Below are 13,736 nucleotides of genomic sequence, written 5' to 3' on the forward strand. Positions count from 1 at the left end.
GTTAGAACTCCTAAAATGAAAGTCAGCAGTGAAGGCATGATGAAGCTGCCTTTATCTGTTTATTACGAAGTGCCCTATGATATTAGCTCATCATTAAAGAAGAAGTAGACCACCAGCATGGTGCATGGCAATGCTGAGGGATTGGACGGGGCGTGCGGCGTTTTTCCATTGAAGTACAAGCTGTTGCCCTCTTCCAGTAGAACAGCATCACTACCAATATGATAAAGGGCCGACCCGCTGATCATGTACTTGAACTCAAAAGCATCCGTCGTGACCATTTCTCTTTCGGCCCCAGGCTCCAGGGTGAGCAGAACCGTTTCAACCGTAATAGTGGAGATGGTGCGTGTTAAAATGTGGTGGTATTTGAATCCCTTGGTGCCTTCTTTTTCAAATTCATTGTATTCATCTTTTTTGAGCAGCAGGTAAGGCTTTTCCTGCATTCTGTAGATATCGTGAAAGAATGTACCTACTTCTTCCTGAAGGGCATGAACTATTGAGATGAGGACAGGCAGCGATGGGATGGTGCGTCCATTTTCAATCCTCGATAGCAAACCCTTGCTCACATGAGCTTCGGCGGCCACTTCGTAAAGCTTCAGTGCTTTTGATAGGCGGGTCTGTTTCAGCTTGCGTCCGAGCTGCCCTATGATGTTATCTGTCATGATCCAAGCGGTTGAGGGGTCAAAAAAACATGCTCCATTTTTAAAAGCAATAAATCGGTGGGGGATGAAGGAAAGATAACGATGAGGTTAACATTTGATAACCAGCAAGAATTGCACTTTGTGCTGCATTTCTGAAATTTAGTCCAGCAATTCCACTCCCCGATCTATTCAGCCAGTAATTTTGCTATTTGTTTACTATTTGTAAACTACTAGGCAGTAGTAGCTAATATTTAACAATGAATTAAATATTAGTTTAATATAGGTAAATATCGCCCACCTACCTTTGATGTATCGAAAAAGGCAATTCGATTGCCTGAGGCCGATAAAAAAAAGTAAGCCGGAAATGCGCTAACATTCCCGGCCAATACCTCTTCCTGGTCCGCAAAGACGTCCTTCTACAAGGATGGGTGGAGGCTTTGTGCTAAAACGAAAATCGTCTTAACCATTTAAAACTATGAAAAAACCATTACCAGAAAAAAGACCTAATCAAAAAGCTTTAGGGAGCGCTTTTCTTTCCCTGCTTTTGTTGATGGCTTTTTCTTTCAACGCACTGGCACAGTCACGTACTGTAAGCGGTGTTGTGAAAGATGAAGCTGGAGAGCCGCTTATTGGGCTCACCGTATTAGAAAAGGGTACCTCGAACGGAACCATTACAGGGGTGAACGGCGACTACCGCCTCGACCTGATTACTCAGGAGCCAACGTTAGTTTTTTCATTTGTAGGTTACACCTCACAAGAAGTTTCCATTGGCAGCCGGTCGGTGATTGATGTAGCCATGCAACTCGACGTAAAAAGCTTGTCAGAGGTGGTTGTAACCGCACTTGGCGTCGAAAGAGAAACGAAGGCGCTTGGCTACTCGGTGCAGCAGGTGAATGGCGAGGACATTACCGAAGCACGTGAGACTAACGTAGTTAATTCTCTTTCAGGTAAAGTAGCTGGCGTGCAGGTTTCCAATGCAGCAGCAGGTGTGGGTGGTTCTGCCAGGATCACTATCCGTGGCGAATCTTCTTTAAATATCAACGCCAATCAGCCGCTGTTTGTGGTGGATGGAATTCCAATAAGCAACAATGTGAATGGTGCTTCAGGGTCAGGTAACCTCGAAGTGGATTATGGCAACGCAGCTGGTGAAATCAACCCCGATGATATTGCTTCCATGACTGTGTTGAAAGGGCCAGCTGCAGCAGCACTTTATGGCTCAAGAGCGGCCAATGGAGCTATCCTGATCACCACTAAATCAGGAAAAAACCAAAAAGGAATCGGTATAGCTGTTAATAGCAATTTAACGTTTGAAAATCCACTTGTAATGCCCGATTGGCAGGACAAGTATGGTCAGGGTAACAACGGGCAGTTTTCGTTTGTGGATGGCTCCGGGGCAGGTATTGCCGACGGAGTGGACGAAAGCTGGGGCCCCGAATTAAACGGACAATTGATACCTCAGTTCGACTCTCCAAGAAGCGTTGGAGGATTTCGTGGTGGCGATCTTAACGCTCCAGCTGGTAGCACGATTACGCCGACACCATGGGTGGCTCAGCCTGATAATATAAACGACTTTTTTGAAACAGGTGTAACTCGCACAAACAATATTGAATTCAGTACTTCCAATGACTGGGGCAATGTCCGTTTATCTTACACCAATCTGGATCAGAAGGGTATGGTGCCTAATACCGACCTGACAAGAAACTCGGTGTCGCTAAAAGGTGGCCTTAACCTGACCGACAAACTTTCCATCAATTCCACTATTAACTATATCAAAAGCCAAAGCGACAACAGACCAGCAATTAGCTACGGTACTGAAAGCTTAATGTACCTGTGGATTTGGTACGGAAGACAAATCAATACCCAAAACCTGAGTAACTATTGGATGCCGGGTTTGGAAGGCGTGCAACAGTATAACTACAACTACAATTACCACGACAATCCTTATTTCACGACTTACGAGAACACCAACGGGCAGGACAAAGACAGAATCTTCGGAAACCTCTCTGCTACCTACAAATTTACCAAGGAACTTAGCCTGATGGTACGTACCGGTAACGACTTGTACAACGACTTGAGAGATCGCCGCAGGGCATTTTCTACACAAAGGTTCCCGCTTGGTATGTATAGAGAAGATGCTGTATACTTTCAGGAAAGAAATACAGACTTCCTTTTGTCTTACAATAAGAATGTGAATGACGACTGGGCTTTTGGTCTTTCAATCGGGGGCAACCAAATGAGCCAAAACAACAGGTTCCAGTCGACAGTAGCACCGCAGCTTTTGATCCCGGGCATCTATAATTTCTCAAACTCTGCCGTTCAGCTCCAAGTGTCTCAAAGCAGATCAGAGAAGCGTATCAACAGCTTGTATGGCTATGGTCAGGTGGCTTTCAAAAATATGATCTTCCTGGATATAACCGGCCGTAACGACTGGTCCAGTACATTGCCTGTAGACAACAACAGCTACTTTTACCCTTCAGTAACATTGAGCGGGGTAGTGAGTGACATGTTTACCATGCCTACTTTCCTTTCATTTGCCAAGTTAAGGGCTGCTTACGCTGAAGTAGGCAATGATACCGACCCATATAGCCTTTCAAATGTATATGGCTCTGGCACTGCCTGGGGATCAATTCAGTCTAAATCTGAGTCTTCTGTCCTTCGCAACGCTGAACTGAGGCCTGAAAGAACTTCTTCTTATGAAATAGGCGTGGATTTGAGATTCTTCGAAGGGCGCCTTGGAGTAGATTTCACTCACTACGACAACAAAACGAGAGACCAGATCATCCCTATCACGCTCGACATTGCCACCGGGTACTCCAGCAGAATTATCAACGCTGGTGAAATTCAAAATTACGGACAGGAATTGATGTTGATGGGAACGCCTATTAAGAAGGAAAATGGCTTCAAATGGGATGTGAATGTAAACTTTACCAGCAACCGCAGCAAAGTGATAAAGCTGGCAGAAGGTATCGAAGCATATACGCTAACTGAAAGAAATGGTGCCTACATCCAGGCTCGTGAAGGTGAAAGAATGGGCAACATTTACGGCGTTGGTTTTGCGAGGGTAGAAGACAAGAGCAGTCCTTTCTACGGTCAAATCATCCACTCGGCTGAGGGCACTCCTTTGAGAGACCCCGAGTTGAAGCTACAGGGCAACTATAACCCGGACTTTATGGTGGGTATCAACAACAACTTCTCTTACAAGGGCATTTACGCTGGTTTCCTGTTCGATATCCGTCAGGGAGGCATTGTGGTGTCAAGAACCAAAACAATTGGTAGCACTTCAGGTCAGCTGGAAGAAACATTGTACGGACGTGCCAATGGTTATGACCTTTCTCTGGAAGGCAACGGCATTGTTAGCCCGGGTGTGATTGATACTGGAGATGGAAACTACATCCCCAACGAGATCAAAATACCAAGCCGTGACTGGCATAACCGTTACTACGAGCGGAATAACGTAGAGGCTGCCAAGTACGATGCGTCTTTTGTGAAGCTTCGTGAAGTGAGAGTGGGATACAGCTTCCCTAACACTATGATGGGTCGTCTTCCTTTCAGAGATGTTCGCTTCTCTGTGGTAGGCAGAAACCTGATGCTTTGGACTGAAAACCCTCACTTCGACCCGGAAACACTTTCTATGTCAGGTGGCACACTTCAGCCAGGTGTTGAAAACATGGCTTATCCTTCAGCCAGAAGCTTTGGCTTTAACCTAAGCTTCAAACTTTAAGATGGTTCATCTTTTAAAACTTCAAAGGAAAAAAGAAATGAAAATCAAAAGCAATTCTATAAAATCAATAGCACTGCTGGCTGGTCTTTTTGTGGCTACATCATGCGATAAAGACTTCCAGGAGGTTAACACAAACCCTAACAGTCCTGAATCTGTACCAGCTTCATTGTTGCTTCCCACTATCATCAGAAACCCCGTGAACGAAGTGGCGGGACTGGCGTGGGGCTACGGCAACGTGGTGATGCAGTATTCTGCAAAAATCCAGTTCACCAGTGAAGACAGGTACCTATGGGGCCCGGAAGGAGACCCATACAATAATTTCTACAATGCCATGCGTGATGTAAATAACATCATCATACTGTCAGAGGAAGCTGGACAGCCGCAATATATTGGCATCGCTAAAATCATGAGGTCATGGATGTACTCTTTCATGACAGATGCCTATGGCGATATTCCTTATTCTGAGGCGACAAGCGCAAAAGAAGGTACTAACCTTCCGGCGTTTGATACGCAGGAGTCAATTTATCAGGGCGTGTTGGCAGAGTTGGCAGAAGCCAATACCATTCTGGCTAGTGCTACTGGTTCGGTTAGTGGCGATATCCTTTTTGATGGCGACCTGATGAAGTGGAGAAAATTTGCCAATTCATTACGCCTGAGAATTTACATGCGTTTGTCGGACCGAAATGACCCATCTTCAGGGATGCAGGCGATCCTTGGTAACCTTGAGGCAAATCCAATTTTTGAAAGCAACGACGACAACGTAGCGTTGGAGTACTTGTCAGATGCGCCTAATCAGCAGCCGCAGTATACCAATCGTTCGGGCTCTTTTGATGAGTACAGACTGAGCGTCAACATGGAGACCATTCTGAAAGACCTGAATGATCCAAGATTATTTGTGTATGCTCAGCCTACCAACGATTCAGGTGCAGGTGTTGTGGGCAGCCATGCTGATTATGCAGGCGTCCCTAATGGCCTGGCTGATGCTCAGGCTTTGGCTTATTCGCCAAGCGGGGATCCTGAAAAAGTCGGCTCCAATTTCATTTCAAGAATCGGACTTATGTTCGCATGTCGTGCTTGTAACCCTGACAGAGCCTCTCCAACGGCCGCTGAAGCGATGCTAATGAGCTATGCTGAGCTTCAGTTCATTTTGGCGGAAGCCAGGGAGCGGGGCTTTATCTCAACAGGTACGGCCGAAGCCTACTACCTCAATGGTATCAATGCCTCTTTTGAGTATTACCTGGAGAGGCTTGCGGTAGGTAACTATTCTGAGATTATTGAAGTGGCTTCACCTGATGCAGCTTACTTCGCTCAGGCTGATGTTGCTTACACTGGCACGACAGCTGAGAAATTGCAGAAGATTGGCACACAGAAGTGGGTAGCTCTTTTCTTCAATGGCATGGAGGCCTGGTTCGACTGGAGAAGGACCGGCATACCAGCAATTACACCTGGCCCTGGTGCGGTGATTCCTACCGTACCGGTTCGCTTTATGTATCCAGGCGACGCCCAGGCACTAAATGCTGACAATTATAAGGCGGCTGTTGCCCGCCAGGGTACCGATGCAATTACCACCCGTGTTTGGTGGGATGTAAACTAAATAAGAAGTAATTTTTGCCTCAAACCTATCTGGAAGTAAGGGGGACGTTTGTCCCCCTCAACTTTTGGAGCAACCCGATTGACAATGAAAAACACCTTACTTCTTATTGCCGGTTTAGCGTTTTCTCTGGGCACTTTCGCTCAAAAGAAAGACCTGAAAACAGAGAATGTCTTCATTATTACTTTTGACGGCCTTCGCTGGCAGGAGCTCTATGGAGGAGCCGACGCAGCGCTGATTGGCGACAAAGACTATGTGGAGAATGTAGAAGCTCTGAAGAAAGAGTTTTGGGCAGAAGATGCGAAGACAAGGCGAGAAAAGTTGTTCCCTTTTTTCTGGTCTGAGATTGCAACAAAGGGGCAGATGTATGGCAACCGCAACGAGGGAAACAAAGTAAACTGCGCTAATGGCATGTGGTTCTCTTATCCCGGCTATAACGAAATTTTATCCGGATTTGCTGATGACAAAAGGATTACCAGCAACGACAAGATTCCAAACCCCAATAAAACTGTGCTTGAGTTCGTCAACAACCAACCACAATACAAAGGCAAAGTTGCTGGCTTTGGCTCGTGGGACGTGTTTCCCTACATCATCAACGCTGAAAGAAGCGGCATTCCGGTAAATGCCGGATTCATGAAGGCAACAGGCAGCAATCTGACAAACAGGGAAGTTTTTTTGAATCAGTTGCAGGACGAAATCCCCGGCCCATGGGGAGGAGTGAGGCTTGATGCCTTTACCCATCATTTTATGATGGAATATCTGAAAAAGAACAGCCCAAGACTTGTGTATATCAGCTATGGTGAGACAGACGACTGGGCGCACGATGGTGAATACGACGAGTATTTACATTCAGCTCGCCGCACCGACCAGTTTATAAAAGAGCTTTGGCAGTATATCCAATCCAACCCCAAGTATAAAGATAAGACTACCCTGCTGATCACCACCGATCACGGAAGAGGCACTGTGCCGAAAGACACGTGGAGAAGCCATGGCAGCCAGGTTGAAGGAGGCGGAGAGATTTGGATGATGGCGATTGGCCCGGATACGCCAGCATTAGGCGAGGTGAAGCAGGATGGGCAACTATATCAGAACCAGGTAGCAGCCACCGCAGCTACCTTGCTGGGTCTGACATATGTTAATACTCTGGAGCCGGGAGCGATTGTCGGCTCAATGTTCAGCAAGTGATGGATTTCAAAAGGGTAATTGTGCTCCTGTTGCTGGCGGCCTTTGGTTGTCGGCAGCAGGACTCAATTATTTCCCCAACCTATACCATATTTCCGCCGCAGGATTCGGTAAGACTTACACTGGCAGAAAAGTGGAAAGCGGCCAAGACACCAACACCTGCTATTACTCAACCCATCGATCAAGGTTGGCGGTACGTAGCTGGAATAAATGAAAGTCTGACGGATTTTGAATTCCCGGAATGGGAACAGGCCGAAGCGCTCGATTTACCTCACCGTATTACTCTTCCAAACACCGCCATGTGGTATCGACGGCCGGTGTTTGACGCCATCGATTCTTCAGTTTTGGAGGTCAATGCGGACGATGGTGCCCAGGTATTCCTCAATGGTAAAAAGCTGGAAAGGCTAATTGACGACAGGTTTTATCTCACGGCCACGGCTGGAGACATGCTGACGATTAGGGTACTTAACAATGCCATGGCTGGTGGCTTGCGCACAGTGAAACTGATTCTTCTCGCCAACTATAGGGACTACAAGAACCAGCTGGCACTCTATCGAAAAGCAGGTGCTGCCGTCGATCAGGTGTTGCGATTGAGTGAACCGTCGGCAGAGGCCATGGAAGCTGCAAGCCTTCTTGTGGAGCACCCGACCATAGAGAATATTACGAGGGTTGAAGCACTTTTGAGTGCATATCCCATGCTCAGCGACCCTGTTTTGCTGAATAACAAAGGCCACTTCGAGCTCAATTGGTTGAGTACGGGCAGTGGTCAGACAACAATTTTCGCAGGCAACGACCCGAGTCACCTTACCACTGAGTTTATAGTGACAGCCAAACAGCAACTGTTCAGATTTCCGCTGGAGCAGCTAGGCAACGCCAGTTTTTACAGGATTCGGCAGCTCGATACCTGGACAGAAATATTCGAAGTGCCAAAAATGGAGCAAACCACCGGCCCTTTTTCATTTACGCTCTGGGCCGATAGTCAGGGTGGTTGGAACACGTTCAGCAAACTGATGGCTCAGACCAAAGATGATAATGACAAGTTTAGCCTTGGCGCTGGCGACCTGGTGGCCAACGGCTCCGATTCCCTGCAATGGAAAAGCCTGCTGACCAGTCTTGGTCAGGCCAAAGGTCGCTTCCCTTTTTACCTCGTGCTGGGTAACCACGACTACGATGGCTATTACGACGACCTCAATCCTAAAAATTTTAATCAGTACATTACCACTCCTTCGGGGAAAAACTACTTCTCGTGGCAGTATGGTAATTGCGCTTTCATTGCCATCGACCCTAATGAAGCCTTTCCTATTGGTTTTGACTCAGGTCGGCAAAAGGAATGGTTTTTAAATGAGATAGAAACAGCGGCATGGAAATCAGCTACCTGGCGTTTTGTAGTGCTTCACCAGCCGCCTCTTTCCCAGGGATGGCCTGGTTACCATGGCGACGAAGTGGTTCGGCAGCTGCTAGAAGCTGTGTACGAGTCGGCGGGCATCGATTTTGTTGTCACCGGGCACACCCATGATTATGAAAGGCTAACGAGAAATTACGGCAACCAGCAGGTCAATTTTCTGATTGTTGGAGGGGCCGGAGGAGGTCTGGAGCCTGAAGACGACAAGTCGGAGTACCCAGTGATGGACAGGCTGATCAGGAAGCATCACCTCGCTCGCATGTTTGTACAGGGCGACGCCATCCATTTGGAAGTGAAAGACCCTGATCAAAATATCATCGATCAATTTGATTTTACGAAGCAATGAAAAACTGTCTCCTTCTTCTTTTTGCGTTGCAAACCTCAGTGGTTTTTTCGCAGGATGTCAAAACCGGCCTGCTGGGCGACTGGTGGCTTTGGCCAGAGTACACATTGCCTGCCAGGGCTAATAATACTCCCGGCAATCAACCCAAAGCACCGGAGTCAGTGTTTGCCAATGTGGACAGCCGTAGCATCCCGCTTGTGCTGAAAGGGGAGGAGCCCACCCAGAGGCTTACGGGTATTTTACCTCAAAACCAGCTTCCTGTTGCCAGCTTTACCGTGGAGTATTGGTTGGTGAACCATGTGAATCAGCCAGTGGGCATGTTGGCGGCTGTGAAGCCCAAATACACAGGGGGCGAGCCACAGTGGTTGTTGGGCGTCTACGAAAGGGAAATCATATTTTCGCTGAAACCAGAAAAGGAGCCTTTTGCGGCGGTCATCAGCCATGAAATCAAGGCTCGTGGTTGGAAAAACTACTGGGGACATTTGGTGGGAGTGTACGATGGCAGCTCAATGAAGCTCTACCTGAACGGGGAGCTTCTGGAAGAGCAAAAAGTGGGAGCGATGGCAGCTCTGACGCAGGACAAGGAGCTGGAACTGGCTTCATACATGCACAACGAACCCTATATGCAGCTGGGCAATATGCTGAAAAACTTCAGGCTCTACAACCGCCCACTCAACGCCTCCGAAATCAAGCAACGTTACGCTTACCTTCAAAAGCATGTAGAAGAAGGGAAGCTTTGGCCCGACACCTTTCATTTTAATGCCGGGCCTTACCTCAATTATGCTACCACTTCCAGTATCAACGTGCTCTGGGAAACAGACAGGCCAACAAGGGCTGTGGTGGAATACGGTGAGTCGCTGCCTTTGAAACAAAAGAAAGAATTGGCTGTGGCCAGCCTGAAGAAGGAAGACCCAGCCTCGGAAGGTAAATACATTCAAGAGTTGAAACTGGACAATTTGAAGCCGGGCACCACCTATTTCTACAATGTGAAAGTGGTGGCCGACGATGGGCAGGAAATGGAGTCTGGTGTGCTGACTTTTGCTACGGCCGTTGAACCTGATGCTCCATTTGCTTTTGGGATCATTGGCGATACCGAGGCCCGGCCCCATGTGAACGACCGGGTGGCCAAAATGCTGTGGGACGAGCGCCCCAACTTTCTCATGATTGTGGGCGACCTAACCGACGGTGGCCAGGAACACCATAAGTTTGAATGGAACTACGAATACTTTGCCGCCATGACGCAGCTCACCAGCCGGGTGCCGGTGTTCCCGGTAGCGGGCAACGGGGAGTCGGATCTATTTTGGTACAACCAGTACCATGCCCTGCCGGAGCCCGAAGGGTACTACTCATTTACCTACGGCAATGCGGAGTTTTTCATGCTCAACAGTAACCAGCGAGACGAATTTGCTCCCGGCAAAATGCAGTATGTATGGCTGGAGGAGAAACTAAAGGCTTCTACAGCCAAATGGAAGTTTGTGGCACATCACCATGCCCCCTACTCCGCTGATGAAGACGACTACGGCAACAGCTGGGAAGGCCCTACCGACCTGGGCGACAAAAAGGTGAGAGAGATTGTGCCATTGTACGAGAAGTATGGAGTGGACATGGTGTTCTTCGGCCACCTGCACACCTACCAGCGCACGATGCCTATCGAAGCCAATAAAGTAAGCGAGCAAAATGGCGTCGTCTACATTCAAGCCGGCGGTGCCGGAGGCAACCTCGAAGACTTTGCGCCTACCCGGGCCTGGTTCAGTGCTAAAACCTACCGGGGTCATCATTATTGCATCGTGGGGGTGAATGGCGGAAGCCTTTCTTTTAAGATGTATGACACAGAGGGGAGGCTTAAGGACTTTTTGGAGTTGAGGAAGTAGGGTTTGGGATTGTTGATTTTGACGTCATCCGAGGGAGCATTGTAATTACCAATTGTGTCTAAAAATGGCCGACGACCGAAGCAATCCGGTCATTAACACTCAGGCTCCGAAGTGAACAGGATTGCTTCGTCACTTTGTATCCAGAGCACACAATGCAACCCAGTTCAAGTTCCTCGCAATGACAACGTTAATATTTACGTTTCTTAATGAGATTTGTCGGCGAATCACTACTCATCCTTCTCATCCACCACACACCTAAAACCCACGGTAGCACTTCTTTCAAACCCCGGTGACACCCGCAGCAGCATCTGTCGCCAGGGAAGGGGCTGGGGGCCACCTTTTACATACCACCAGCTTGAAGTTGGGTTGAAGTAGCTGCCGCCCTTTAGTATTATGAATTCGCTCGTGCCATTGAAGTAGACATCGTTGGTCAGTTGCCATACATTGCCCACCAGGTCTTCGAGTCCAAGTGTGTTTTTCCCATCGGGAAATTGTCCCACAGCAAACGGCTGACCGTTGGCACGACTGGTTTTAGTGCTGTCCATCTCGGTGCCCCAGGGCCAGGTATGGGAGGCATTGCCCGCCTGGGCGGCATACTGCCATTCCAGCTCGGTCGGCAACCGGTATCCCTTCCACTCCGCATAAGCCCGGGCATCTTCAATGTCTACATACACTACGGGAAAGTCTTCTTCTCCTTTCTTTGGTTTGCCACCTGGCCAGTGTTTAAGAAAATTGGTGTCGTCATTGGGGCGGTAGCAGGTGGCAGCCAGAAAGTCGTAGTACTGGGCATTGGTTACCGGGTAGCGATCCATCCAGAAGCTGTGCATGAGCGTGTCTTTTTCAAGCTGTTTCGGGTAAGGAATAAACTCTCCTTCCCGGGCATCCACTTTGTAGTGATAGTTGCCGCTGGGTATCCGGACTGAAGTTGGGTCGATATTGTTACCTGCTGTGCTGGCGGAGCTTGAGATCAGCCAGGGATCCGAAGCTTTTAGTTCGAATACCACTTCATCCATTAGCTCACCATCGGTGAGGTACTGGATGACCACGCTGCCCTCTTGCCAGCCAAATGTCTTTCTAAGCGACAGGCTGTGCTTTCCGCCTTCCAGTTCATAGGGTTTTTTGTCGTAGCTGGGGCCATTGATGGATAAGGTGATCTTTCCTGGCGGGCTTTCTAGCGCCAATTCATCGCCCTGGCGGCTGACCTCCAACACTTTCGGAAATACGGCGACCACACTCACCGTGCCTTCGTTGTTGGTGCCAAGGTCGCCAGGCGCAAATCCATCGATGGAAACAATCGCTTTGCCACCTTCCACACTTACCGGTTGGTGCGCCCACAGGCTGACGGCGTGATGAGTGTCGGGCAGTTCCAGGTCAAACAGAGGCCCCGTGAAGCCTTCAGGGTTGGCGTTGTAAATCGTGTAGAGAGTTTTGGCGTCACTCTTCCACTCGTTAACATACACACTGTCCCGAAGCGTTGGAACTAGTGGGGTGAGGGTGCTGTAATTGAAAACATCGCTGTTGCTGCGGAGCACCATCAGTATCCTGCCCAGGTGTTTGTACTGCTCATCTACCCATTCTGGTCGGCCGGGTTGGAACTGATTGATCTCTACACCATGGCCGTTGAAAAGACTTAGGTTATATTCCCGCAAGATGGGCTCATAGGCCAATTCCGCCACCCGGAAAATAGCGAAATCAGGCTTGATGAATTTGTTGAGGTTGAGCAAAGGAGGGTACTCTAGTGCATTGTGCACCCTACCGGAAATAATGCCCGGCATGTCTTTGGGAATGGCCATGCCCTCGCTGTACATGATTACGCCCTCTTTGGCGGCATCGCCTGCCGCTTGTATCTCGCCGCTGCTACTGCCCCTGGTGTCGAGCACTACGCCGTCGGTGTCAGTGGCTTTGAGCATGTCGGTCATGCTTGCCATCTGCTCGGCGAACGTAGTAGCGGTAGTACTTTCATCCCATGGATTGTAGCAGAGGAAAATCTTTGTGCCTGCTTTGTGAGCATCGGTGGTGATGCGTTTCAGCTCTTTCATGCCGCCTGGCAGGTTGCGGAACATGTCCCACTGATTGCGCTGGTCGAGGCCAAGGGCTGGCCAGGTGGGCCAGAAACCAATAACATCCCAGCCGCCGAGCAAAGGATTTGCTTTTTCGATTGTTTTGGGCAGGTAATAGATGCCATAGCGGGGGTTGTAAAAGTCTTTGTCCCAGGCCATCATCAGATTGATGGCATATGCCTTCCGAATCCACGCAAGGTCAGGGCGGTCGAAGAGGCTGTTGTCAAATTGCTCCAGGTCAAAGAGCATATGCTTTTGAAACATGAGCCGCAGCCCTTCCTGCCAGTTGCCAGCGAACGGCTCATACCAAAGCTCGTAAGTGACCTCACCACCAGGGTACACGACCGTTTCGAATCGTTTGCGCTGTGCCTTCTCCCAGCTTTGGCGGCGAGCCAGCCCGGCTACAGCGTTGCCATCGGGCAGGGGCAGAATGCCAAAACCCAGCTCCCAGGCGTTGTCGGGCAGAATGACACCAATGGGGCCAAAGCCCGGTCGGTAAATCACGCTGCGTGACAGCCGGTGTTCTCCCAGCCCGGTGATGTACACATGGTCGGGATTTTCACCAAACGGCACCACATTTTCGATGGTGAGGGTGTCTGTGGCCGAGGTATTTTTGAAGGTGAAAGTGATTTTGTAAGGCAGGGAAGATTTGGATGATGGATGCGTGTAAAGAGTTTCAAATCTCTTGTCAGCACCTTCCTGTACGGCACTGCCGATCACCTTGCCATTGACCCGGAAAGAGATAAAGGGAACGTGATCTGTTTGGTATTTAGTGCCTGAAGGCAGAGACACCCGTTGAATACCAGCTTTACTGTATTCAAACAGCTGGGCCTTAACGGAAAAAGTAGCTAGGGACAGAAGAAGGACGGCCAGTTTTCGCATGCACTAATATCGGGAAGATTTGGGAAAAGAGGAGGGGTGAGATTGA

The 13,736-nt window shown here is 48.9% G+C and carries 7 protein-coding genes; 5 read left to right on the forward strand and 2 right to left on the reverse strand.

Annotation, left to right across the window (positions count from 1 at the left end; genetic code table 11):
* Positions 1-74: 74 nt before the first annotated feature.
* Positions 75-659 (reverse strand): helix-turn-helix domain-containing protein, encoded by a 585-nt coding sequence (locus tag RIG68_RS19120; protein WP_350125722.1) that lies wholly within the window; start codon positions 657-659, stop codon positions 75-77.
* A gap of 454 nt (positions 660-1,113) precedes the next feature.
* Between RIG68_RS19120 and RIG68_RS19125 the strand changes: the two genes are divergently transcribed.
* From RIG68_RS19125 to RIG68_RS19145, 5 genes are all read left to right on the forward strand, one after another.
* On the forward strand, positions 1,114-4,359 hold the full coding sequence (locus RIG68_RS19125) for a SusC/RagA family TonB-linked outer membrane protein (protein WP_350125886.1): 3,246 nt from the start codon (positions 1,114-1,116) through the stop codon (positions 4,357-4,359).
* A gap of 37 nt (positions 4,360-4,396) precedes the next feature.
* The gene (locus RIG68_RS19130) at positions 4,397-5,953 is read left to right on the forward strand and encodes a SusD/RagB family nutrient-binding outer membrane lipoprotein (protein ID WP_350125889.1); all 1,557 of its coding nucleotides are present in this window, start codon (positions 4,397-4,399) and stop codon (positions 5,951-5,953) included.
* 84 nt (positions 5,954-6,037) lie between these two features.
* Positions 6,038-7,135 carry an alkaline phosphatase family protein gene (locus RIG68_RS19135; RefSeq protein ID WP_350125892.1) on the forward strand — a complete coding sequence of 366 codons (1,098 nt, stop codon included), beginning with the start codon at positions 6,038-6,040 and terminating at the stop codon, positions 7,133-7,135.
* Positions 7,135-8,880, forward strand: coding sequence for a metallophosphoesterase family protein (locus RIG68_RS19140; RefSeq protein WP_350125895.1), 1,746 nt, complete (start codon positions 7,135-7,137; stop codon positions 8,878-8,880). Before RIG68_RS19135 ends, RIG68_RS19140 begins: the two co-directional genes overlap by 1 nt.
* Complete coding sequence (locus RIG68_RS19145) at positions 8,877-10,748, forward strand: metallophosphoesterase (RefSeq protein ID WP_350125898.1); 1,872 nt, start codon at positions 8,877-8,879, stop codon at positions 10,746-10,748. The genes RIG68_RS19140 and RIG68_RS19145 overlap by 4 nt, the downstream gene beginning before the upstream one ends.
* 227 nt (positions 10,749-10,975) lie before the next feature.
* Here the strand turns inward: RIG68_RS19145 and RIG68_RS19150 are convergent, their stop codons facing one another.
* On the reverse strand, positions 10,976-13,690 hold the full coding sequence (locus RIG68_RS19150; protein ID WP_350125901.1) for a formylglycine-generating enzyme family protein: 2,715 nt from the start codon (positions 13,688-13,690) through the stop codon (positions 10,976-10,978).
* Between the last annotated feature and the right edge of the window lie 46 nt (positions 13,691-13,736).

The organism is Imperialibacter sp. (assembly GCF_040222385.1).
Taxonomy (GTDB): Bacteria; Bacteroidota; Bacteroidia; order Cytophagales; family Cyclobacteriaceae; genus Imperialibacter.

Coding starts and splice junctions, on each gene's coding strand:
- RIG68_RS19145 (WP_350125898.1), top strand. CDS start 8,877: ATGAAAAACTGTCTCCTTCTTCTTTTTGCGTTGCAAACCTCAGTGGTT.
- RIG68_RS19130 (WP_350125889.1), top strand. CDS start 4,397: ATGAAAATCAAAAGCAATTCTATAAAATCAATAGCACTGCTGGCTGGT.
- RIG68_RS19140 (WP_350125895.1), top strand. CDS start 7,135: ATGGATTTCAAAAGGGTAATTGTGCTCCTGTTGCTGGCGGCCTTTGGT.
- RIG68_RS19120 (WP_350125722.1), bottom strand. CDS start 659: ATGACAGATAACATCATAGGGCAGCTCGGACGCAAGCTGAAACAGACC.
- RIG68_RS19125 (WP_350125886.1), top strand. CDS start 1,114: ATGAAAAAACCATTACCAGAAAAAAGACCTAATCAAAAAGCTTTAGGG.
- RIG68_RS19135 (WP_350125892.1), top strand. CDS start 6,038: ATGAAAAACACCTTACTTCTTATTGCCGGTTTAGCGTTTTCTCTGGGC.
- RIG68_RS19150 (WP_350125901.1), bottom strand. CDS start 13,690: ATGCGAAAACTGGCCGTCCTTCTTCTGTCCCTAGCTACTTTTTCCGTT.